At 69.9% G+C, this 23,632-nt stretch carries 11 protein-coding genes, 1 tRNA gene and 3 rRNA genes; 12 read left to right on the top strand and 3 right to left on the bottom strand.

Annotation, left to right across the window (positions count from 1 at the left end; translation table 11 throughout):
* Positions 1–4 precede the first annotated feature (4 nt).
* From ACTJKO_RS14560 to ACTJKO_RS14505, 12 genes are all read left to right on the top strand, one after another.
* Positions 5–1,526 (top strand): 16S ribosomal RNA (locus ACTJKO_RS14560).
* A 445-nt stretch (positions 1,527–1,971) separates the two neighbouring features.
* A 23S ribosomal RNA gene (locus ACTJKO_RS14555) occupies positions 1,972–5,100 on the top strand.
* A gap of 139 nt (positions 5,101–5,239) precedes the next feature.
* Positions 5,240–5,356 (top strand): 5S ribosomal RNA (gene rrf, locus ACTJKO_RS14550).
* Together the 16S, 23S and 5S rRNA genes form the textbook arrangement of a ribosomal RNA operon.
* An 86-nt stretch (positions 5,357–5,442) precedes the next feature.
* On the top strand, positions 5,443–6,930 hold the full coding sequence (gene gltX, locus ACTJKO_RS14545) for a glutamate--tRNA ligase (RefSeq protein ID WP_440689853.1): 1,488 nt from the start codon (positions 5,443–5,445) through the stop codon (positions 6,928–6,930).
* Position 6,931: 1 nt separating this feature from the next.
* Positions 6,932–7,870, top strand: a complete 939-nt coding sequence (locus ACTJKO_RS14540) for an NAD(P)/FAD-dependent oxidoreductase (RefSeq protein WP_440689852.1) — start codon at positions 6,932–6,934, stop codon at positions 7,868–7,870.
* 44 nt (positions 7,871–7,914) lie between these two features.
* Positions 7,915–7,986 (top strand) — tRNA-Gln (locus ACTJKO_RS14535).
* A gap of 402 nt (positions 7,987–8,388) precedes the next feature.
* A complete protein-coding gene (locus tag ACTJKO_RS14530) occupies positions 8,389–11,253 on the top strand; it encodes a non-ribosomal peptide synthetase (RefSeq protein WP_440689851.1) in 2,865 nt (954 codons plus the stop codon).
* Between the two features lie 355 nt (positions 11,254–11,608).
* On the top strand, positions 11,609–12,580 hold the full coding sequence (locus tag ACTJKO_RS14525) for a glycosyltransferase family 2 protein (protein WP_440689850.1): 972 nt from the start codon (positions 11,609–11,611) through the stop codon (positions 12,578–12,580).
* Positions 12,577–13,539: a glycosyltransferase family 2 protein gene (locus tag ACTJKO_RS14520; RefSeq protein WP_440689849.1), complete on the top strand. Its 963-nt coding sequence runs from the start codon at positions 12,577–12,579 to the stop codon at positions 13,537–13,539. Before ACTJKO_RS14525 ends, ACTJKO_RS14520 begins: the two co-directional genes overlap by 4 nt.
* The gene (locus ACTJKO_RS14515) at positions 13,536–17,117 is read left to right on the top strand and encodes a glycosyltransferase (protein ID WP_440689848.1); all 3,582 of its coding nucleotides are present in this window, start codon (positions 13,536–13,538) and stop codon (positions 17,115–17,117) included. Before ACTJKO_RS14520 ends, ACTJKO_RS14515 begins: the two co-directional genes overlap by 4 nt.
* Positions 17,104–18,948, top strand: a complete 1,845-nt coding sequence (locus ACTJKO_RS14510) for a DUF7402 domain-containing protein (RefSeq protein WP_440689847.1) — start codon at positions 17,104–17,106, stop codon at positions 18,946–18,948. Before ACTJKO_RS14515 ends, ACTJKO_RS14510 begins: the two co-directional genes overlap by 14 nt.
* Entirely contained in the window at positions 18,945–19,964 is a 1,020-nt protein-coding gene (locus ACTJKO_RS14505) for a glycoside hydrolase family 16 protein (protein ID WP_440689846.1), read from the top strand. The genes ACTJKO_RS14510 and ACTJKO_RS14505 overlap by 4 nt, the downstream gene beginning before the upstream one ends.
* Before the next feature lie 10 nt (positions 19,965–19,974).
* Here the strand turns inward: ACTJKO_RS14505 and ACTJKO_RS14500 are convergent, their stop codons facing one another.
* From ACTJKO_RS14500 to ACTJKO_RS14490, 3 genes are read right to left on the bottom strand one after another with little or no spacing between them, the layout of a single operon-like run.
* Positions 19,975–21,159: a glycosyltransferase family 4 protein gene (locus ACTJKO_RS14500; RefSeq protein WP_440689845.1), complete on the bottom strand. Its 1,185-nt coding sequence runs from the start codon at positions 21,157–21,159 to the stop codon at positions 19,975–19,977.
* Positions 21,156–22,649: a lipopolysaccharide biosynthesis protein gene (locus ACTJKO_RS14495; protein WP_440689844.1), complete on the bottom strand. Its 1,494-nt coding sequence runs from the start codon at positions 22,647–22,649 to the stop codon at positions 21,156–21,158. The genes ACTJKO_RS14500 and ACTJKO_RS14495 overlap by 4 nt, the downstream gene beginning before the upstream one ends.
* On the bottom strand, positions 22,646–23,560 hold the full coding sequence (locus tag ACTJKO_RS14490; protein WP_440689843.1) for a beta-1,6-N-acetylglucosaminyltransferase: 915 nt from the start codon (positions 23,558–23,560) through the stop codon (positions 22,646–22,648). Before ACTJKO_RS14490 ends, ACTJKO_RS14495 begins: the two co-directional genes overlap by 4 nt.
* Positions 23,561–23,632: the final 72 nt, after the last annotated feature.

Below are 23,632 nucleotides of genomic sequence, written 5' to 3'. Positions count from 1 at the left end.
TTTTTTTACGGAGAGTTTGATCCTGGCTCAGGACGAACGCTGGCGGCGTGCTTAACACATGCAAGTCGAACGATGATGCCCAGCTTGCTGGGTGGATTAGTGGCGAACGGGTGAGTAACACGTGAGTAACCTGCCCCTGACTCTGGGATAAGCGTTGGAAACGACGTCTAATACTGGATACGACTGCCGGCCGCATGGTCTGGTGGTGGAAAGATTTTTTGGTTGGGGATGGACTCGCGGCCTATCAGCTTGTTGGTGAGGTAATGGCTCACCAAGGCGACGACGGGTAGCCGGCCTGAGAGGGTGACCGGCCACACTGGGACTGAGACACGGCCCAGACTCCTACGGGAGGCAGCAGTGGGGAATATTGCACAATGGGCGAAAGCCTGATGCAGCAACGCCGCGTGAGGGATGACGGCCTTCGGGTTGTAAACCTCTTTTAGTAGGGAAGAAGCGAAAGTGACGGTACCTGCAGAAAAAGCACCGGCTAACTACGTGCCAGCAGCCGCGGTAATACGTAGGGTGCAAGCGTTGTCCGGAATTATTGGGCGTAAAGAGCTCGTAGGCGGTTTGTCGCGTCTGCTGTGAAATCCCGAGGCTCAACCTCGGGCTTGCAGTGGGTACGGGCAGACTAGAGTGCGGTAGGGGAGATTGGAATTCCTGGTGTAGCGGTGGAATGCGCAGATATCAGGAGGAACACCGATGGCGAAGGCAGATCTCTGGGCCGTAACTGACGCTGAGGAGCGAAAGCGTGGGGAGCGAACAGGATTAGATACCCTGGTAGTCCACGCCGTAAACGTTGGGCGCTAGATGTAGGGACCTTTCCACGGTTTCTGTGTCGTAGCTAACGCATTAAGCGCCCCGCCTGGGGAGTACGGCCGCAAGGCTAAAACTCAAAGGAATTGACGGGGGCCCGCACAAGCGGCGGAGCATGCGGATTAATTCGATGCAACGCGAAGAACCTTACCAAGGCTTGACATACACCGGAAACGGCCAGAGATGGTCGCCCCCTTGTGGTCGGTGTACAGGTGGTGCATGGTTGTCGTCAGCTCGTGTCGTGAGATGTTGGGTTAAGTCCCGCAACGAGCGCAACCCTCGTTCTATGTTGCCAGCGCGTTATGGCGGGGACTCATAGGAGACTGCCGGGGTCAACTCGGAGGAAGGTGGGGATGACGTCAAATCATCATGCCCCTTATGTCTTGGGCTTCACGCATGCTACAATGGCCGGTACAAAGGGCTGCGATACCGTAAGGTGGAGCGAATCCCAAAAAGCCGGTCTCAGTTCGGATTGAGGTCTGCAACTCGACCTCATGAAGTCGGAGTCGCTAGTAATCGCAGATCAGCAACGCTGCGGTGAATACGTTCCCGGGCCTTGTACACACCGCCCGTCAAGTCATGAAAGTCGGTAACACCCGAAGCCGGTGGCCTAACCCTTGTGGAAGGAGCCGTCGAAGGTGGGATCGGTGATTAGGACTAAGTCGTAACAAGGTAGCCGTACCGGAAGGTGCGGCTGGATCACCTCCTTTCTAAGGAGCATCTGGCTCAGTTCATCCTCTTGGGGGTGGGTGGGTCCAGGCGCCGATGCAACCCGAGTGTGGTTGCCGGTAGCTCATGGGTGGAACATTGACAGTGCAGTCGTCGGCGCTGCTGCTGACCTCAGTACGGCTGGTCTTTCGGGGCTGGTTGGGAACGGGTTGGTGGTGAGTGTGGGTGGCTGGTGCACGTTGTTGGGTCCTGAGGGACCAGGCTTCCCGGGTCGTGATGGTCCGGGGGTTGAGCCGGTGGATGGGGTTTGTCCTGTCTGCTTGGTTCTTCGGTGGGCCACGTGAAGCTGCAGCGCTTGCTGCGGGGGAGTGTGGTGCCGATCGTATGTTGAGAACTACACAGTGGACGCGAGCATCTTAGATCGCTCGATGATGATCAGCTTTCGGGTTGGTTGTTGTTCGAGTCGATCGCAATTTTAATCTTTGTGGTCAAGTTTCTAAGAGCAAACGGTGGATGCCTTGGCATCTGGAGCCGAAGAAGGACGTAGAAATCTGCGATAAGCCTCGGGGAGCTGATAATCGAGCTGTGAGCCGAGGATTTCCGAATGGGGAAACCCCGCTAGGCGCTTTTGTGACCTGGTGACTCCCGCCTGAATATATAGGGCGGGTAGAGGGAACGTGGGGAAGTGAAACATCTCAGTACCCACAGGAAGAGAAAACAACATGTGATTCCGTGAGTAGTGGCGAGCGAAAGCGGATGAGGCTAAACCGATCATGTGTGATAGCCGGCGGGCGTTGCATGGTCGGGGTTGTGGGACACGTCGCTCAGTTCTGCCGGACTGGGGCGGTTACAGCGCATCATAGTCGAACTGGTTTGAAAGCCGGGCCGTAGTGGGTGCCAGCCCCGTAGACGAAATGGTGTTATGGCCGGATGTGTATCCCAAGTAGCACGGGGCCCGAGAAATCCCGTGTGAATCTGTCAGGACCACCTGATAAGCCTAAATACTCCCAGATGACCGATAGCGGACAAGTACCGTGAGGGAAAGGTGAAAAGTACCCCGGGAGGGGAGTGAAATAGTACCTGAAACCGTTTGCTTACAATCCGTCGGAGCCTCCTTGTTGGGGTGACGGCGTGCCTTTTGAAGAATGAGCCTGCGAGTTAGCGATATGTGGCGAGGTTAACCCGTGTGGGGTAGCCGTAGCGAAAGCGAGTCTGAATAGGGCGATCCAGTCGCATGTCCTAGACCCGAAGCGAAGTGATCTATCCATGGCCAGGTTGAAGCGACGGTAAGACGTCGTGGAGGACCGAACCCACTTCAGTTGAAAATGGAGGGGATGAGCTGTGGATAGGGGTGAAAGGCCAATCAAACTTCGTGATAGCTGGTTCTCTCCGAAATGCATTTAGGTGCAGCGTTGCGTGTTTCTCGCCGGAGGTAGAGCTACTGGATGGCCGATGGGCCTCAACAGGTTACTGACGTCAGCCAAACTCCGAATGCCGGTGAGTGAGAGCGCAGCAGTGAGACGGTGGGGGATAAGCTTCATCGTCGAGAGGGAAACAACCCAGACTACCAACTAAGGCCCCTAAGCGTGTGCTAAGTGGGAAAGGATGTGGAGTTGCATAGACAACCAGGAGGTTGGCTTAGAAGCAGCCACCCTTGAAAGAGTGCGTAATAGCTCACTGGTCAAGTGATTCCGCGCCGACAATGTAACGGGGCTCAAGCACACCGCCGAAGTTGTAGATTTCGCACACTCGATAAGCCTTCGTGGTTCAGTCGTGCGGAGTGGTAGGAGAGCGTCGTGTGGCGAGTGAAGCGGCGGAGTGATCCAGCCGTGGACGCTACACGAGTGAGAATGCAGGCATGAGTAGCGAAAGACGGGTGAGAAACCCGTCCTCCGAAAGACCAAGGGTTCCAGGGCCAGGTTAATCCGCCCTGGGTAAGTCGGGACCTAAGGCGAGGCCGACAGGCGTAGTCGATGGACAACGGGTTGATATTCCCGTACCGGCGAACAACCGCCCAAGCTAATCCAGTGGTGCTAAGAGTCCTAACCCGTGTTGACCGGATCCCTTCGGGGTGATGGCGTGCGGTCTAACGCTCGACCCCATGCTGGTGCGGCTAGCGTATGAACAGGTGTGACGCAGGAAGGTAGCTGAGCCAGGCGATGGTATCCGTAAGGTGAACCTGGTGTAAGGATGTAGGGCTGACGATAGGCAAATCCGTCGTCTGTACGCCTGAGATCCGACGCGTACCCGTCAAGGGGAAATCAGTGATCCTATGCTGCCGAGAAAAGCATCGACGCGAGGTTGCAGCCGCCCGTACCCGAAACCGACTCAGGTGGTCAGGTAGAGAATACCAAGGAGATCGAGAGAATCGTGGTTAAGGAACTCGGCAAAATGCCCCCGTAACTTCGGGAGAAGGGGGGCCGGACACGTGACCGGACTTGCTCCGTGAGCGTTGAAGGCCGCAGAGACCAGTGGGAAGCGACTGTTTACTAAAAACACAGGTCCGTGCGAAGTCGCAAGACGATGTATACGGACTGACGCCTGCCCGGTGCTGGAAGGTTAAGAGGAAGGGTTAGCCTCACGGCGAAGCTCTGAATTTAAGCCCCAGTAAACGGCGGTGGTAACTATAACCATCCTAAGGTAGCGAAATTCCTTGTCGGGTAAGTTCCGACCTGCACGAATGGCGTAACGACTTCCCAGCTGTCTCAACCGCGAACTCGGCGAAATTGCACTACGAGTAAAGATGCTCGTTACGCGCAGCAGGACGGAAAGACCCCGTGACCTTTACTACAGCTTGGTATTGGTGTTCGGTGTGGCTTGTGTAGGATAGGTGGGAGACTGTGAAGCGGGCACGCTAGTGTTCGTGGAGTCATTGTTGAAATACCACTCTGGTCACTCTGGATGTCTAACGTAGGACCCTGATCGGGTTCATGGACAGTGCCTGGTGGGTAGTTTAACTGGGGCGGTTGCCTCCCAAAGAGTAACGGAGGCGCCCAAAGGTTCCCTCAACCTGGTTGGCAATCAGGTGGCGAGTGTAAGTGCACAAGGGAGCTTGACTGTGAGACTGACAGGTCGAGCAGGGACGAAAGTCGGGACTAGTGATCCGGCAGTGGCTTGTGGAAGCGCTGTCGCTCAACGGATAAAAGGTACCTCGGGGATAACAGGCTGATCTTGCCCAAGAGTCCATATCGACGGCATGGTTTGGCACCTCGATGTCGGCTCGTCGCATCCTGGGGCTGGAGTAGGTCCCAAGGGTTGGGCTGTTCGCCCATTAAAGCGGTACGCGAGCTGGGTTTAGAACGTCGTGAGACAGTTCGGTCCCTATCCGCTGCGCGCGTTGGAAATTTGAGAAGATCTATCCCTAGTACGAGAGGACCGGGATGGACGAACCTCTGGTGTGTCAGTTGTTCTGCCAAGGGCACCGCTGATTAGCTACGTTCGGACCGGATAACCGCTGAAAGCATCTAAGCGGGAAGCCGTCTTCGAGATGAGATTTCCATGCACCTTGAGTGTGAGAGGCTCCCAGCAGACTACTGGGTTGATAGGCCGGATGTGGAAGCGGGGACTAACGACCCGTGGAGCTGACCGGTACTAATAAGCCGAAGACTTGACAACACACTGATTACCCACCCACTTTGTGGTGTGGGGCTCGCGTCCACTTTGTGGTTCCCGACAGACGATCGGGAATCAAACTGAATACTTCAGCTACAGCTGGGGAACACAGGTATTGATCCGTTGATTGGGTCGACAGTGTTCCGGTGGTCATAGCGAGAGGGAAACGCCCGGTCACATTCCGAACCCGGAAGCTAAGCCTCTCAGCGCCGATGGTACTGCAAGGGGGACCTTGTGGGAGAGTAGGACGCCGCCGGACTCAACTTCAGCAAGACCAGGAAACCCCTGACCACGTGATGGTCAGGGGTTTTCTGCGTTTTCCGCTGCCGGTAGGCTGGTTCTGTCATGACTGCGCCATTCACCACTGCCTCCGGCTCCGACGTCCGAGTCCGTTTCTGCCCGAGCCCGACGGGCACGCCGCACGTGGGGCTCATCCGCACCGCGCTGTTCAACTGGGCGTACGCCCGCCACACCGGCGGCAAGCTCGTGTTCCGCATCGAGGACACCGACGCCGCGCGTGACAGCGAGGAGTCGTACCTGCAGATCCTCGAGGCGCTGCGCTGGCTCCGGCTGGACTGGGACGAGGGTGTCGAGGCCGGCGGTCCGCACGGTCCGTACCGGCAGTCGGAGCGTTCGGCCATCTACGAGGACGTGATCGCGAAGCTGAAGGCGTCGGGGCACGTCTACGAGTCCTTCGTCACCCCGGAGGAGATGGAGGCCCGGAACAAGGCCGCTGGTCGTGACCCGAAGCAGGGGTACGACAACCACGAGCGCGACCTCACCGAGGCGGAGCGTCAGGCGTTCCGTGACCAGGGCCGAGAGCCGGCGCTGCGGCTGCGGGTGCCCGACCGTGACCTGAGCTTCGAGGACCTCGTCCGCGGTGAGATCACGTTCAAGCAGGGCACCTTCCCCGACTTCGTGGTCGTGCGCCCGAACGGCAAGCCCCTGTACACGTTCACGAACCCCGTGGACGACGCGCTGATGGGCGTGACGCACGTCCTCCGCGGCGAGGACCTCCTGTCGTCCACCCCGCGGCAGATCGCCCTGTACGAGGCGCTCCACGAGATCGGCATCGCGGACTTCATCCCGGTGTTCGGCCACCTGCCGTACGTCATGGGGGAGGGCAACAAGAAGCTCTCCAAGCGCGACCCCGAGTCGAACCTGTTCCACCACCGTGCCGCGGGCATGATCCCCGAAGGGCTCGTCAACTACCTGGCGCTCCTCGGCTGGTCGATCGGGCCGGACCGCGACGTCTTCTCGATCGACGAGATGGTCGCCGCGTTCGAGGTCACGGACGTCAACCCGAACCCGGCGCGCTTCGACCACAAGAAGGCCGAGGCGATCAACGGTGACCACATCCGGCTCCTCGACGCGGACGACTTCCGAGGGCGCCTCCTGCCGTACCTGGCCGGCGTGGTGTCCGACCCGGTGACGCCTGCCGAGCTCGAGGTCCTGACGAAGGCGGCGCCCCTCGTGCAGGAGCGCATGCAGCTGCTCAGCGAGGCGCCCGGCATGCTCGGGTTCCTCTTCACCGCGGACGACGACCTGGTGGTGGAGGACGACGCGCTGGCGACGCTCAAGGACGACGCCGGCGACGTCCTCCGTGCGAGCATCGCTGCACTCGAGCCGCTCGACGACTGGACGACCGCGTCCATCGAGGGCGCGCTCCGCACCGCGCTCATCGACGGCCTCGGGCTGAAGCCCCGCCTGGCGTTCGGTCCGCTGCGCGTGGCGGTGTCCGGCCGCCGCATCAGCCCGCCGCTGTTCGAGTCGATGGAGATCCTCGGGAAGAACTCCACCGTCTCGCGCCTGCGCCGTCTCGCGGATCGCTGACGTGACCGGGCTCCTGACGGTCGACGTCGTCGTCGTGGGAGCGGGGCCCGCGGGGTTGAGCGCTGCGCTCAACCTCGTCCGGGCGAAGCGCTCGGTGCTGCTCGTGGACGCGAACCGGCCGCGGAACGCCGCGACGCTGCGCTCGCACGGGTTCCTCACGCGGGACGGGGTCTCGCCGCTCGAGCTGCGGAAGCTCGGTCGCGCCGAGGTCGAGGGCTACGCCGAGGCCACGGTGGTCCAGGCGGTCGTCGACCGGGTCGCTCCGGACGGCGATCGCTGGTCGGTGCACGCGTCGGGGCGCGGGACCGAGGTCGAGGCCACGGCCCGTGCGGTGGTCGTCGCGACCGGTCTGCGGGAGGAGCTCCCGGCGTTGCCGATGCTCCGCGCGTTCTACGGAACCGCGGTGCACAGCTGCGTGGAGTGCGACGCGTACGAGAAGGCCGGTCAGCCCCTGGCGTTCATCTGCGAGACGGACGACGTGGTCGACCGCGCGCTGCTCATCGCAGCGTGGGCCGACGACCTCGTCGTCTACACGAACGGCGTCGCGACGATCGACGACGCCGGCCGCGCCCGCCTGGCGTCCGCGGGGGTCCGCGTCGACGAGCGGGAGGTGGCCGACCTGGAGGGGGACCGATCGGGCATGACCGGTGTACGCCTGGCCGACGGCCACGTCGAGCACCGCGTCGGCGGGTTCGTCCGGCCGAGGTGGCACGCGGACCTCGACTGGCTGGACGCCGATCCGGGTCGGGACGCCGAGGGCCTCGTCGTGGTCGACCGTTCGGGTCGCACGAGCGTTCCGGGGCTGTACGCGGTCGGGGACGTCACGCCGCCGGGGCCGGAGCAGCTCATCGTCGCGGCCGGTCACGGTGCCGTGACGGCGGCAGCGGTGCACCGGGACCTCGTCGGTGGTCTCACGGACCTCCGGGATGCTGTACAGTAGTTGATCGTGCCCCGGGCAACCGGGACCGAAGGCCTCCGGGCCTTTGGGGTATGGTGTAATTGGCAACACAGCGGTTTCTGGTACCGTCGTTCTTGGTTCGAGTCCAGGTACCCCAGCACTCGTCGAACAAGCCCTCGGGATCACCCCGGGGGCTTGTTCCGTTCGTGGGCAGCGAGGAGGCGCCGCCGGGCTGCCGGACGACCCGACACGCCCGACACGCACGACTCGGCCAAACGCGGCGGCACTACCCCCGCGCGCTCACCGTCATTCCAGGGGCAGCCCACAGGCGCATCCGAGGTTGCGGTGAACCGCACGATGCGCAGAGGCCGCCCGGTCATCGGCGCACGGTGTCGCTGGCCGGGGGCGTGCGTGGCGGACAGGACCCGCGCCTCCTGGCCGGTTGCGGTTCCCCGCACCCGGCGCGAGGGCCCTCGCCCGCCGGGCCGTCCCGGGCCTACCGTCCAACCACCGCCGTGACCCCGCGGCGGTGAAGCCGACGAGCACTCGGGGGGTCTTCCGTGACCGCTGCAGAACCGCTGACCACGCTCCACCACTGGGACCACGTCGCCGCGGTCCCCGCGGCGGACGACCACTCCGTGCTCGACCGGTGGGACCGCGTCGTCGCCGCGCACGGCGACGAGCCGGCCCTGGCCGGTGACGGCCGGACGCTGACGTTCGCCGAGGCCGACCGGCTCGTCACGGCACTCGCCGCGGTCCTGACCGAGGAACTGCGGCCGGACGACCACTCCGGCGCGGGAGTCGGACCGGTGCCGGGCGGCGCGTCCAAGCCCGTCGGCATCATGGCCGGGCAGACGACCGAAGCCGTGCTCGGGATCCTCGCGCTGGTCCGCGCCGGACGCATCGTCGTCGTGCTCGACGACCACCTGCCGCCGGCCCGGCTCGGGCACGTGGTGCAGTTGGCGGGTGTCGACGAGGTGGTCGCCGATGCCGGCCGTGCCGGGACTGCGGAGACGGTGATGGCCGAGGGGGCGGGCCGTGTCCACGACCTCGGCGCACTGCTCGACGCGGCGGACCGGACCCCCGCGGGCAGCGGGAGCAGCGCCGGAGCCCGGGCCACCGGGTCCGCGCGGCCCGGAGGAGCGGACCCGCTCGTGCTCGTCTTCACCTCCGGTTCGACCGGGTTGCCCAAGGGCGTGGCGATGACGCACCGGCAGCAGTTGCAGAACGTCGAGCAGGACGCCGTCGCGCTCGGTCTCGCCCCGGGGGACCGGCTCGGCCTGGTGTTGCCGCTGTCCTTCGCGGCCGGGTTCCTGTTCGCCCTGAGCGGCCTGCTGAACGGCGCGACGATCGTGCTCCTGGAGCCCCGGGACCTCGGTGTCGAGCGACTCGTCGACCGGTTGCAGGCGGAGCGCGTCGACACGCTGGTGTGCACCCCGCACCTGCTCCGGTCGATCGTCGGCGCCCAACCCACCCCAGCACCGGCGGTCCCCGTCCTCGGGGCGCTGCGGTTCCTCATGACCGTCGGCGAGCCCGTCACCGGCACGGACGTGATCGCCGCCCGGCCCCACCTCGGTGCGGGGACGACGATCTGGAACGGGTTCGGGTCGAGCGAGATGGGCTGCGTCGCGTACTGCTCCGTGGGGCCCGACGACCCGGTGCCCGACGGGGTCGTGCCCGCGGGGTGGCCGCTGCTCCACAAGGCCGTGCAGGTCGTGCGCGAGGACGGGACGCCTGCGGAACCGGGGGAGACCGGGCAGCTCGTGGTCCGGTCGGACGGCATGACCGCCGGCTACTGGGGCGCACCGGACAAGACGGCCGAGCACCTGACGCCCGGCGCGGCGGGCGCGACCGCCGAGCGCGACCCCGCCGCCGCGCACGCCGGCGCGGCGGACGTGACCGCCGAGCGCGACCCCGCCGCCGCGCACGCCAGCGCGGCAGACGCGACCGCCGAGCACCACCCCGCCCACGCGCTCCCCAGCTGGCGCCAGGGCGACCTCGCCCGACTCGACCCCGACGGCGTGCTCGTCCTCCTCGGCCGGTCCGACGACGCCGTGAAGGTCCGCGGCTACCTCGTCGAGCCGAGCGAGGTCGAGGCCGCACTCCGCGCGCTGCCGGAGGTCCACGACGCCGTCGTCACCGCGCTCGTCGCACCGCCGGCCGTCACCCGCCTGGTCGCCTACGTCGTCGGGCGCCCCGGGCGCCGCACCCCCGCGCCGGCCGCGATCCGCCGAGCCCTCCGGGAACGACTGCCGGAGTACATGGTGCCGGCGTCGATCGTCCCGATGACGGCGCTGCCGCGGAACGAGCGCGGCAAGGTCGACCGCGCCGAGCTCCCCGGCGCACCGAGCATCGACGCGGAGATGACCGAGGGCGAGTACGACCAGTGGGAGCTCGTCGTGGGGCAGATCTGGGCCGAGGTGCTCGGGCTCCCGGGCGTGCACCTCGACGAGGACTTCTCGGCGCTCGGTGGAGACTCCCTGAGCGCCGAGGAGATGCTGGCGATCGTGCACCAGCGGCTCGGCGTCGACCTGCGCGGGTCGGACGTCCTCGAGCACCCGACCCTCCGCGCCTTCGCCCGGCGGGTGCGCTCCGGCACGAGTGCGCTGCCGAGCCACCCCGACGTCGTGAAGGTCTCGGAGGCACGACAGACCGGCAACCCGCCGGTGTTCTGCTTCGCCGGAGCCGGAGCCCTCGCCCTGACGTTCCTGCCGCTGTCCCGGTACCTGCCGGACCACGACGTCTACGCGTTCCAGCAGCACGCCCTGGAACGCCGGGGGCTGCCGGACTGGTCGGTGGAACGGACCGCGCGGCGGTACCTCGCGCTCATGCGGATCGTCCAGCCGAGGGGCCCGTACATCCTCGTCGGCCACTCGCTCGGCGGACTCGTCGCGCTCGAGGTCGCGCGGCTGCTCACCGAGGGCGGGGAGCGCGTGGAGCACGTCGCGCTGCTGGACACCTACCTCCCGCGGACGAAGTCCGAGCAGGCACGGTTGCACTTCGGCCGGATGGAACCGCGGGAGCACCCGAACCCGGTGGTCCGGCGGCTGCAGCACGGTCTCGACCGTGCGGCGAAGCGCGTGCTGCCGGCGGGGGTGCCGTACGGCGAGCAGTTCGCCAAGCGGGTCCGTGCCTACGGAGCGGGTGTGTTCCGCTTCGGCGGCCAGAAGGACTTCGACGCGTTCTTCGACCAGGCCGAGATCGTCACCCGTCGGCACACGCCGACGCCGTTCCACGGGCGTGCGACGTACGTGCTCGCCGACGAGAACCCGGACGCCGCCGGGTGGGCGGCCCTCCTGCGCGGACCGACGGAGACGGTGCGGATCGCGAGCGAGCACAGCTCGCTGCTGCGCGAACCGCACGTCGCGGAGCTCGCGACGGCCCTGCGCACCGCCTTCGCGACGGCGGGCGTGCCAGGGGACTGAGGGCTCCGGGACGGGAGGCGCGGTGCCGGCCGGTACCGCGCCTCCCGTCCGTCGTGCCGTCCGTCGGCGTCCCGGCCCCGCCCGCGCTCCGGGATCCGCCACGTCCGGGCGTTGCGGGTTTCCGTATCCGCGCTCGGGTGGCCGCAAGGCAGCGCGCACCGCATTGACCCCCACCCCACCCCCGGCGAGGGTTGGACCACGGGCGGAGACGTACCCGCTCCTCCCGCACCCCCGGTGACGTCGTACCCGCGTCCCGCCGGCCCCGCGACGCTCGTACCCGCGTCGTCGCTGCCCACTCCGCGGCCTCGCCGGAGCCCCGAGCGACCCGAATGCACCCTGACCCGACAGGAGCACCATGTCCGCCACCACCGCCCGTCCGAGGGACCCGAGGGTCTCGGTCGTCATCCCCGCCCGCAACGAGGCCCGCAACCTCGAGATCATCCTGCCGATGCTCCCGCCCGTGCACGAGGTGATCCTCGTGGACGGCGACTCCGTGGACGACACCGTCGCGACGGCGCAGCGCCTCCTGCCGGACGTGCGGGTGGTGCGCCAGACCCGCAAGGGCAAGGGCAACGCGCTGGCCTGCGGCTTCGAGGCCGTCACGGGCGACGTCGTCGTCATGTTCGACGCGGACTGCTCCGCCGACCCGGACGAGATCCCGCGCTTCGTGCAGGCGCTCGTCGAGGGCGCCGACGTCGCCAAGGGCACCCGCTACTCGCACGGTGGCGGGAGCGACGACATCACGATCCTCCGCAACCTCGGCAACCGCGGCCTGAACCTGCTCTGCAACGTGATCCTCGGGACCCGGTACAGCGACCTCTGCTACGGCTACAACGCCTTCTGGGCCGACGTGCTGCCGCGCATCGGGCTGCTGCCGTCGACGCTGCCCCGTCCCACCGACGGGTCGATGCTCTGGGGCGACGGCTTCGAGATCGAGACGGTCCTCACGTGCCGGTGGTCGGCCGCGGAGCTCGCGATCACCGAGGTCGGCAGCCACGAGAAGCTGCGCGTGCACGGCACGAGCAACCTCAACGCCGTGACCGACGGCATCCGCGTCCTGAAGTCGATCATGCACGAGCGCCGCCGCGCCGCCGAAGGACGGGCCCGCACCCGGTTCGCGGCGTCGTCCGGCGGAGCGGCTGCCGTGGGGCCGTCGGGCTCGGCGGTGCCGACCTCGCCGATCGTCGGGCAGGCGACGCCCGCCGCGTCCGGCATGCCGGCGTCCGCTGCGCCGGCGTCCGCTGCGCCGGCGGTCGCTGCGCCGGCCCTGCCGGTGTCCACCGCTCCCGTCCTGCCGGTGGTCGCGCTCGAGGGGGACGCGGCGTGACGAGCGTCGCCGTCGTGATCTGCGCCTACACGCAGCAGCGGTGGGGCGACCTGCAGGACAGCGTCGAGTCCGCCGTGCGACAGCCGGAGTCGCCCGAGGTCGTCGTCGTCATCGACCACGAACCCGAGCTCTTCGCCCGTGCGACGGCCCGTTGGCCGGGCCTGCACGTCGTCGAGAACACCGAGGAACGCGGACTGTCCGGCGCACGGAACACCGGTGTCGCGCTCACCGACGCCGACGTGGTCGCGTTCCTCGACGACGACGCCACCGCGGACGAGGACTGGCTCGGGCACCTGCTCGCCGCGCTGGACGACCCGGACGTCGTCGGTGTCGGCGGTCGAGCGACCCCCTCGTGGCCCGACGCCACCGGTGCGGGGCCGTACCCGGACGAGCTGCTCTGGATCGTCGGCTGCAGCTACCGCGGCCTCCCCGAGACACCGGGCGACGTCCGCAACGTCATCGGGTCGAGCATGGCGTTCCGGCGTGGGGCGATCCTCCTCGCCGGCGGGTTCCGCTCCGGCATCGGCCGCGTCGGGAACCAGCCCCTCGGGTGTGAGGAGACCGAGATGTGCATCCGGATCGCCCAGGCGCGACCGGGAGCCCGCATCCGCCACGAGCCGCGCTCGAACGTCTCGCACCGGGTCTCGCCGGACCGCGTCACCATGCGCTACCTGCGCCGCCGCAGCTACTACGAGGGCATCTCGAAGGCCGTCCTCAGCCGCCGCGTCGGAGCGACGGCCTCGCTCTCGAGCGAGCGGACGTACCTCACCGAGGTGCTCCCCGGCGCGGTCGCCCGCGAACTGCGCGGCATCGGCCGGGGCGGCGGCCGTCGCGCCTGGGCGATCGTCGTGTCGATCGCGTCCACCGTCACCGGATACGCGGTCGGGCGTTTCCTCGGCGGCGTCGTCGTGCGTGACCCGGCGACCCGAGCAGCACGTCTGCCGGTGGTGACGCCGTGACCCGCGCCACCCTGGCGATGGTCGTCCCGCCGATCGTCACGGGACCGCTCGTGCCGACCTGGGACGGCGCGCTGTGGGTGGGCGAGGTCGACCGCGCCGACGTGCACGCCTCGAGCCACCGGGAGGTCATCGCGCTCGTCGGGGCGTCGGGCTACCGGCGGGCACGGCTGCTCGTCCGCGACCACGGCGAACCGCTCGGGTTCGTCGAGGTGGAGATCACCGAGCGGCGACGGATCGGCCCGACCGTCGACGTCCGCACCCTCCAGCGTGCGATCCGGCCGATGCCGGCTCCCGAGCGACGGCCGGCAGCAGGTCAGGACCTGCCGTCCGTCACCGTGGTGCTGTGCACGGACGGTGCCGCCGACCAGACCATGCGCTCGGTGCTCGCCTGCGACGGCCCGGACTTCGACGTCGTCGTGGTCGCCCGCGGTGCCGACGAGGCACGGCCGACCACGGTGGTGATCGGTGGCCGCCGTGTCACGACGATCCAGGCGCCGCCCGGGGGACTGGCCGCGAGCCGGAACGCCGGACTCCTGCAGGCGAGCGGGGACGTCGTCGCGTTCGTCGACGAGGGCGCGGTCGTCGACGCGGGCTGGGTCCGGGCGCTCGCCGCCGCGTTCGTCAGGGAGCCGGACGTCGCCTGCGTGACCGGTCTCGTGCCGGCTGCCGAGCTCCGCACGCCCGCGCAGCGCTGGCACGATGCCCGGACGGCCGCGGCGCACACGGTCCGACGCCGGGTGCACCGCATGACGGACGACGGGCCGGAGGCCCCGGTCGACGGTACGACCCGGCACCCGTTCGCCGCGTCGTCGTACGGCACGGGCGCGAACCTCGCCGTGCGCCGGACGACCCTCCTGCGTCTCGGCGGCTTCGACACCGCCTTCGGACCGGGCACCCGCGTCGGCGGCGGGGACGACCTCGACCTCTTCACACGACTGCTCGTGGCCGGGTCCGCGATCGCCGTCGAACCGGCCGCGATCGCGTGGCAGCGGACCCCGGACGACGTCGCGTCGCTCCGCGCTGCCGCTGCCGCGCACGGCCACGGACTCGGAGCATGGATGACCAAGAACGCCCTCGACCGCGACACGCTGAGCGCCTCGGTCGACGCCCTCCCGGACGCCGTCAGCGCGTTCGCTCGTCTCGGCCTCGAGCGGGGTGACCACTCCGTCGCCGTCGATGCCGACGGCACCGATGCACCGGGCCCCGCGCGGCGCGGGGAGCCGGACGCCGTCGACGCCGAGTTCGCCGTCACCGCCCGGAAGCTCCGCGCGGTCGAACGACGGTCCGTGCTCACCGCCCCGTTCCTCGCGCTCGCCGCGCGGGCCGGGGGAGCGGGCACCATCGACCGCACGGCCCACGGGCGCCACGAGCTCGAACGCGGTCTCGCCGGTTCCGGTCCGGTGCGTCCGGTCGATGCCCGTGCGATGGGCCCCGTCGCCCGGCTCGCCGCGGCCGGTCTCGTCGTGCTCACGCTCCTGCTCGCGGCGGTCGGCTCCCTCTCGGGGCTCCCGGTGCTCCGCGGCAGCGCCGTCGGGGTCTTCCTCTTCGCGTTGCTCGGCGTCGCGCCGCTGCTGCTGGTCCGGCCCATGGCGCTCGCCCGCTTCAGCGCGTTCGCCGTCACCGCATCGCTCGTCGGGACGATCGGCATCGGCTACACGATGGCGACGTTCCGGATCTGGCAACCGACGGTGGCCTTCGTCGCCGTGCTCGTGCTCACCGGTCTCGCGATCGCGGTCGCCGTGCCGCGCGAGGTCGCCGAACTCCGGCGGCGTCGGCTCGCCGGGGCGGCACCGACCCTGCTGCGCGACGCTCGGTGGACCACCACGCACAGCGTCACGGCGGCGTCGGTCGTCGGCCTGCTCGTCGTGGTGGTCACCGCGCTCACACACGTCGGCGACCCGGTGCCCGCCGGGCTGTTCGGCTCCCTCGGCGTGGGACTCGTCGTCGGACTCGCGATCGTCGTCGCCGCGGCGGTGGTGGCCCTGGTCCGCGGACGCGGGGTCGCCGTGCCGGTGGTCGTCCTGGGCGGCGTCGTCCAGCTCGCGCAGGCGATCACGTACGGCATGCCGACGGTCATGGCGGCGGCCCGCCACATCGGCGTCCTCGAGTACATCCGGCGCTGGGGCGCGACGAACCCGAGCGCCGACATCTTCCAGACCTGGTCCGGGCTCTTCGCCGGCGGCGCGTGGGTCGCGGACGTCGGCGGCATCGTGAACGCCATGACGATCGCCGCGTGGGTGCCGGTCCTGCTCGCGTTCACCACGACGATCGCGGTCGGTCTGCTCGCGGCGCACTGGCTGCCCGGTGTCCGGCGGCCGTGGATCGCCGCCTTCCTCACCGCGATGACGGGGTCGCTCAACACGACGTACTTCTCGCCGCAGTCCACCGGCATCCTGCTGTCGATCGTGATCCTCGTGCTGGCCACCGGGCCGTTGCGCCGCACGAGCGTCACCACGGCCGACGGCACCATCACGTCGACGCTCCGCGCGCGCCGCGTGGGACTGTCCCGCGTGGTCGCCATCGCGGTGATCGGCGTGGTGCTCGTCGTGACCCACCAGATCTCCCCGTACCTGACCGTCGCCGCACTCGTGACCCTCGTGGTGTTCCGGCTGCTCCGGCCGTGGTGGCTGCCGCTCGTGGTGCTCGTGCCAGCGGTGGCGTTCGCGGTGACCAACGGTGACGTCCTCGGCAAGTTCGTGTCCATCGCCGCGGTCGGTCGGGTGCTCGACAACGTGCAGCCCCCGACGCACGACATGACCGTGCTCCCGGAGCCGCTCGTCACCCGCCTGGCGTTCGACGTGCCCGCGGTCGCGCTGGTGGTGCTCGGCCTCGTCGCGCTCACCACCGTGCTGCTGCGGCGCGACCGGGTGCACTGGGGACTGCTGGCGGCCGCGGCGAGCCCGATCTCGCTGCTCGTCGCCACGAACTACGGCCAGGAGGGGATCTTCCGCGTCGTCCTCTTCGCGACGCCGTGGATCGCGGTCCTCGCCGCCGGACTGCCGTACCCGAGCGGACGGCTCGCGCCGGTCGGTCGGCTGGTGCGCCGCAGCGTCCGCCCCACGGCGGTCCGTGCCGTCGTGGCGGGGACGGCCGTCGCCGCCATGGTGGGCGTGGGGGCGTTCGGGCAGACGGCGCTCGACTGGAACCGCGTCACGACACGGAGCGAGTCCGCAGCGACGCAGTACTACGACCGCACCGCGCCCAAGGGCTCGATGATGCTGCTGACCGGGTCCGCGAACGCCGTGCCGAGCAACACCGGGGCGCGGTACTTCGACGTCGGCTACCTCTCCCGCGAGGCGCTCGGCCCCTACCCGGCGCCGACCGGGTACGACCCCGACGCCGACGTCAGCGCGATGACGAAGCAGCTCGTCCTCGACTGGCCGGCGACGGAGTACTACGCCCTCGTCGCCGAGCCCTTCGGCGCCTACGACGAGCGGTACGGCTACCAGACCGACGCGGACTACCAGCGGCTCGCGGCGTCGATGGCGTCGTCGCCGTACTGGAAGCGCGTGTGGTCCTCCGGCACGACCGCCGTGTACGAGCTCACGGCGGCGGGGAAGCGCCATGCCTCCCGCTGAGCGGCGAGCGGTCGGACGGACGTGGCGGATCGCCGTCGCGACCGTCGCCGCGGTGCTCACGGTCGGTGTCCTCGCCGCACCGACGACCGCGACGGCCGGTGCGAGCGGAACCGGCAGCGCCGGAGTCGACTGCAGCGCCGGCCGCGTCCTCACCGTGGTCGTGCACGCCGACGACGACCTGCTGTTCTCGGGCACGGCCCTCCGCGCCGACGTCGACGCCGGCCGGTGCGTCCGGTCCGTGGTCGTCACCGCGGGGGACGCCGGGAAGCCCGCGTGGTACTGGCAGGGGCGTGAGGCCGGGCTGATGGCGTCCTACGCGGACATCGCCGGCGTGCAACCGGACTGGACGACCGGCACGCTCGTGGTGGACGGTCGCAGCCTGCATACCGAGACGCTCACCACCGACCCCCGCATCAGCCTGGTGTTCATGGAGCTGCCGGACGGCAACACCGACGGGTCCGGGTTCGCCGCGGACGGGACCCAGAGCCTGCAGAAGCTCTACCAGGGCGCGATCAGCACGATGCACACGGTCACCGGCGCCGCCCACGCGGCGAGCTACTCGCTGACCGACCTGCGCACGACCCTCCTCGGCGTGCTGGACGACTTCGCGCCCACCGACGTACGGACGCTCGACGACGTCGGTCACTACGGCGACGGCGACCACAGCGACCACCACACCGTCGCCTACCTGACCGACACCGCGCAGCAGCAGTACACCGCACCGCACACGTTCACCGGGTACCTCGGGTACCCGATCGCGGACCGGCCGTCGAACCTCACCGCGACGCAGACGCAGCAGAAGAGCGAGGCGTTCTTCACCTACGCCGCGCACGACGGTCAGACGTGCGCCTCCGCCTCCGCCTGCGCGAGCAAGCCGGAGGGCTCCTGGCTGAGCCGGCAGTACACGGCCGGCTCGAGCACCCCGCCACCGACCACCCCGCCCGCGCAGGGGACCGACGTGACCGCGACGGCCACGGTCACGGCGAGCGCCGAGAACCCCGCCGACGGGCAGACCGCCGCGAAGGCCGTCGACGGGGTGGTGAGCGGCTACCCCGACGCCCCGACCGCCGAGTGGGCCGCACCCGGGGGCGGCGTCGGCACGTGGATCCAGCTCACCTGGGCGACGCCCGTCACGCTCGACGAGATCGACCTGGCGGACCGCCCGAACACCGACGACCAGGTCACCGGCGGCACGCTGTCCTTCGCAGACGGCACGACCGTGCCCGTCCCGGCGCTCGACAACGGCGGGGCGGTGCAGCGCGTGACGTTCACCGCACGGACGGTGACCTCGGTCCGGTTCACGGTGACGGGTGTGAGCACCACCACCCGGAACATCGGGCTCGCCGAGATCCGCGCGCTCGCGCCCGCCACCACCACGTCACCGCCCACGACACCGCCGGCTACGACGTACACGGACGTGACCGGCTCGGCCACCCCGACGGCTGCCTGGGACGACCCGTCGACCGGCCAGACCGTCGCGAAGGCCGTCGACGGGGTCGTGTCCGGCTACCCCGACGACCCGACCGCCGAGTGGGTCGCGCCGTGGGGCAGGACCGGCGTCTGGATCCAGCTCGGCTGGGCGTCGCCGGTCCGACTGGGGCGCGTGGTGCTCGACGACCGTCCGAACAGCGCCGACCAGGTCACCAGCGGCACGATCACCTTCTCGGACGGCAGCCAGGTCGCCGTGGGCCAGCTCCCGAACGGCGGCGACCCGCTCACCGTCGACTTCACCCCACGGAACGTCACGTGGGCCCGGTTCACGGTCACGGGCGTCTCGGGCAGCACCGTGAACGTCGGACTGTCGGAGATCCGGGCATGGTCGGCGGGGTGACGGACGGCCCCGGGGCCGCGGTGGACGGACGGGAGGCACGACCCGGCCGGACGGCGCCGGTCACATCGGACGCAGCCGCGGCCCACGGCGCCCCGCCCGCGCACGCGCGTGGCCGGTCCCGCCACCGCGCACCGGCCGTCGTGCGCGGTCGACGCGCCGCGTTCGCCGCAGGTGCGCTCGTCGTCGCCGCCGGCATCGTCGCCGCGACGGGTGGCGGTCCGACGGCGGTCGGCGACGGAGCGGTCCGGGACCCGAGCGGGGTCGGGATGCCGGCGTCGGACGGCGCCGGGTGGCGACGGGTGTTCTCGGAGGACTTCGCCGACAGCACCCCGCAGGGCGGCTTCGAGGCGGACTACGCGGACCGGTTCTCTGTCTACCACGGGTTCGCGGACACCGCCGGGACGGGCCGGTACTCGGCGTCGGCCCTGACCGCCCACGACGGCGTGCTCGACATGCGCCTGCGGACCACGCGGAGCGGGACACCGCTCGCCGCCGGCATCGTGCCGCTCGTCGACGGACAGTGGGGCGGGCAGACCTCGGGGCGGTACAGCATCCGGCTCCGCAGTGACGAGGTCGACGGCTACGGCGTCGCGGTGCTGCTGTGGAGCGACGACAACGAGTGGTCGCACGGCGAGGTCGACTTCCCCGAGGGCGCGCTCGGCGCACCGGCGTGGCTCAACGTGCACTGCCTGGCGGACCCGGGGGAGAAGTGCGTCCAGCACGACACCGGGGTGTCCCTGCAGGACTGGCACACCTACACGATCGAGTGGACGCCGGGCCGGATGTCGTTCCTGGTCGACGGGACCGTGGTCGGCTCGACGACGGAGAACGTCCCGACGGCGCGCATGCACCTCGTCGTGCAGGCGGGCTCGAACGACGGCACGCCGCCCCGGTCGGCGGCGGGCTCGCTCCTCGTCGACTGGATGACGATCGACGTCCCGGCCGACGGTGCCACGCCCGCGCCCTCCGTCCCCTCGGACGACACGCGGACGGCGGCGCCCGGCTGGGGCGGGTGACCGGGACGGGTCAGAGTCGGGCGGTCTCGAGCAGTGACCGGAGCAGCGCGGCCACGTGCCGCTCCCGTCCGTACCGGCTGCGGACCCAGGCCCGGCACCGGTCGGCCAGCGCGGGCTCCTCGGCGGCGGCACGCAGTCCGTCGACGACCGCGGCCGCCAACGCGTCCGGGTCGGTCGGGTCCACGGTGAAGCGAGCCCACTCGTCGGCCAGGATCTCGGCGGTGCCCCCCGACGCCGCGGCGACCACCGGTCGCCCGGTCGACATCGCCTCGACCACGACCCGACCGAACCCCTCGGGCTCGATCGACGGCGCGACGACGAGGTCGGCGGCGTGCAACAACGGGACCACGTCGTCCCGCTCCGGCACCCGGACGACCGCACCCTCGGGCAGCGCTTCGACGCCGGCGGTCACCGCGGCTGCGTCCTCGTCGTACAGCGCCCCGGCGAGGACGAGCACGGGAGCCGGCGTCGTGCCGGACCCCGCGGACACCGGGACGCGCGCGAGGACGCGGCCCCACGCCTCCAGGAGTGCGAGCACACCCTTCGACTGCGTGAGCCGTCCGTAGTACAGCACCACCGGTCGGTCGTCCGACAGCCCGAGGGCGAGGCGGGCGCGGTGTCGGGCCGCCGGGGTGGCGAGCGGGAACGCCGTCGTGTCGACGCCGTTGCCGACGACCTCGACCTTCTCCGCCGGTGCGCCGACGGCGACCCACGCGCGGGCCATCGACGTCGACACCGCGAGGAACCGGGTGCGCCCGCCGCTGACGGGGCCGACGTGACGGTAGTTCGGCGCGTGGTGGAGGTGCACCGCGAGGGGCACGCCGGAGACGAACGACACCACCCGGCCCCAGGGCAGGAACTCCGGACGGTTCAGCCAGAGCACGTCCGGTCGCACCCGGCGGAGCCGCAGCCCCTCGCCGACGAACCGCACCAGGTCAGCCACGCCGGTGCGCACGCCGAAGCGGTAGTCCCGTGCGAGCCGGAGCCGGACCCCGAGCCGGTCGAACGGTTCCCGACCGGTCGCAGGCGGCCCGGCGTGCGCGGGGCGGTGCCACACCTCGACGTCGTGGCCGGCGGCGACGAGCTCGCCGACGTCCTCGAGGACGCAGCGCTCCACGCCGCCGGTGATCGCCAGGCCGTTCGTGGCGACGACGACGCGGAGCGGTCGACCCGTCCCCGGCCGCCGGCGGCTCACGAGGCCCCTCCCCGCGCGGCACGCAGCCGTCGGACGAACCACGGCAGGCAGGCGAGCACCCCGACCACGCGTGCGACGTTCCACGCCGGGTCCTGCGGGAGGAACACAGACGCGGCGGCGACCACCAGCGCCGCCAGCACGGTCAGCACCACGCGCCGGGACGGTCCGCGCCAGTGTTTCCGGTCCGGCAGCGCCGCCTGCTGCAGCACGGCGAGGACCGTGTAGGCGACCACGGTCGCGAGCCCCGCCCCGACGATCCCGGTGAGCGGCACGAGCACGAGGTTCGCGGCGATGTTCACCACGCCGGCGATCGCCGCGATGACACCGACCGCCACACCCCGTCGTTCGACGAGGAGCAGGCGCCCCGTCGCGCCGCTCGCCACCACCGGGAACGCCGTCAGCGCGACGACGAACACGACGATCGTGAGCTCGTGCACGCGGTAGGACGCCGGCGCCAGGACCGGCAGCGCGACCGGGGAGACCAGGGTGACGGCGAGGAGCACCGGCGCGAGCAGCCCGTACAGCTGGTCGCGGGCGTGCATCGCCAGGGTCCGTCGTGCGACCGCGTCCCGCAACGCTGCGAAGTGCGGCGCCCACGCCTGGTTCGTGAACGTCAGCAGGAGGATCACCGCCGAGCCCACGACGTAGGCGATCTGGTAGCGGGCGACGGCGTCCGGGCCGAGCAGCCGCTGCACGACGAGCCGGTCGCCGGCGTTCAGCACGAAGTACGACAGGTTGCCGAGCGCGATCGGGATCCCCAGCCGGAACGCCCGAGCGGTCGTGGCCCGGTCGAACAGCCCCGCCACCCGAGGGCGTGTCGCCGCGACGCCGATCACCATCGCCGCACCCTGCGCGACGACCCCGCCCCAGGCGTACGTCGTGGCGTCGGCGTGCACCGCGGCGAGCAGGCCGAGCCCGATGACCGAGCCGCCCACCGAGGACAGCAGGCTCGTCACGGCGAAGACCCGGATCCGGTCCTGCGCCACCAGGATCGCGAGCGACATCTGCACGATCGCGGCCGGCCCCGTCCAGAGCACCGCCACGAGCAGGAGCGGGTGCGCACCGATGAACCCGGCGGCGTCACCCCAGAGCGGGATCGTCACCAGCGCAGCGGCCGTGACGAGGACCGCGGTCACGATGCCGACCGTCAGCAGTCCGCGGGCGCGCCGGTCGTCCCCGTCCTCGGCACGCTGCAGCACGGATGCCTGGTCGAGACCGGCGACGGCGATCACCACGAGTGCCTGGTACAGCGCGATCGCCGACGCCAGGACGCCGAACTCGGACGGCGGCATGAGGTGCGCGAGCACGGGGGAGATGAGCGAGCTCACCACGAGCTGCATCGACCACACGACGACGTACAGCAGGCCCCGGCCGAAGAGCACCGAGGAGCCGCGCCGGACCGCCGTGCTGCCGGTGTCCGGGGACACCTGCCCCGGAGCCGCCGCCCCCTCCGCGGCGAGCGCCTCCCGCCGGGTCTGCGGCACCGTCACGGCGCGACCACCCGCTCGTCGGGCACCGCCGACCGCCGCAGGTCGAAGGCGCCGTCGAGGACGTCGAGCAGGTCGCTGCTCCGCGCGGTCGAGAACTTCCGCGCGAACACCCGCGGGAGCGCTTCGTCCGGCCGGGTCCGCCGTTCGAGCAGCCGACCCGCGTCCTCGATCCCGAGCCACGGCGGGCTCTTCCGCTTCGTCCCGTCCCACCCGATCCACCAGAGTGCGTGCGCCACGTGCGCCGACGCGAAGTCCGGCGTCAACGACGGTGTGAGCAGCACCGAGGGCACGAAGGTCTCGTCCGCGATCCACACCCGGCGCCAGAACGACACCAGGTCCGGCCGTGTGTCCACGGCGTCCAGGACGGCCTGCGCGTGGTGCCGGGCGAGGACCTTGAGCTGCGAACCGCCGCCGAACACCACTCCGTGCGGGACCCGCCGCGGGACCGGGACCCGCAGCATGTGCTTGCGCCAGGCCCAGTGCCGGAAGCGGATCCGCGACCGGCCGCCGTCACGGCCCCATGCCGGGTGCGGCAACCGGTGCAGGTCGACGAACGACCGCCCCGCGTTGGCCGCCAGGAGCGCCGTGGTCTCCGCCGCCGACGCGAGCGGGTAGTCGCTCCCCGTCAGCACGGCGACGTGCCCCGCGTCCGTCGCCGCCAGGGCAGCCCGGTACCCGGCGACCTCCGCCTCCACGTTCTCCCACCTGGCCCACCCGGTGCGGAGCCGCGGCAGCACGTGCACCCGGTCCGGGAGGGCCGTCGTCATCGCGGCGTACACGTCCGCGGGCGTCCGCGCGTCGCAGTGCAGGAACACCGGGAACGGGTCCAGCGCCTCGACGAGTCTCCGGACGTGCGTCGGGTCCTCGTGGGCCAGCACGATGCACGCCAGTGCCGAGGGGGAGGGGGCCATGAGCGCGACGCTAGGCGGGCCGTCCGGCACCGACAAGGGCGCTCCCGAGCGGGTGCGGGTCAACGGCGGTTT

This window comes from Curtobacterium sp. 22159 (assembly GCF_052045775.1).
Taxonomy (GTDB): domain Bacteria; phylum Actinomycetota; class Actinomycetes; order Actinomycetales; family Microbacteriaceae; genus Curtobacterium.
Note: the sequence above shows the minus strand (reverse complement) of the source record. Positions and strands in the feature narration are given on the sequence as shown.

Excerpts from the sequence above, each read along its gene's own strand:
- ACTJKO_RS14525 (WP_440689850.1), top strand. The coding sequence starts at position 11,609 with ATGTCCGCCACCACCGCCCGTCCGAGGGACCCGAGGGTCTCGGTCGTC.
- ACTJKO_RS14490 (WP_440689843.1), bottom strand. The coding sequence starts at position 23,560 with ATGGCCCCCTCCCCCTCGGCACTGGCGTGCATCGTGCTGGCCCACGAG.
- ACTJKO_RS14510 (WP_440689847.1), top strand. The coding sequence starts at position 17,104 with ATGCCTCCCGCTGAGCGGCGAGCGGTCGGACGGACGTGGCGGATCGCC.
- gltX (WP_440689853.1), top strand. The coding sequence starts at position 5,443 with ATGACTGCGCCATTCACCACTGCCTCCGGCTCCGACGTCCGAGTCCGT.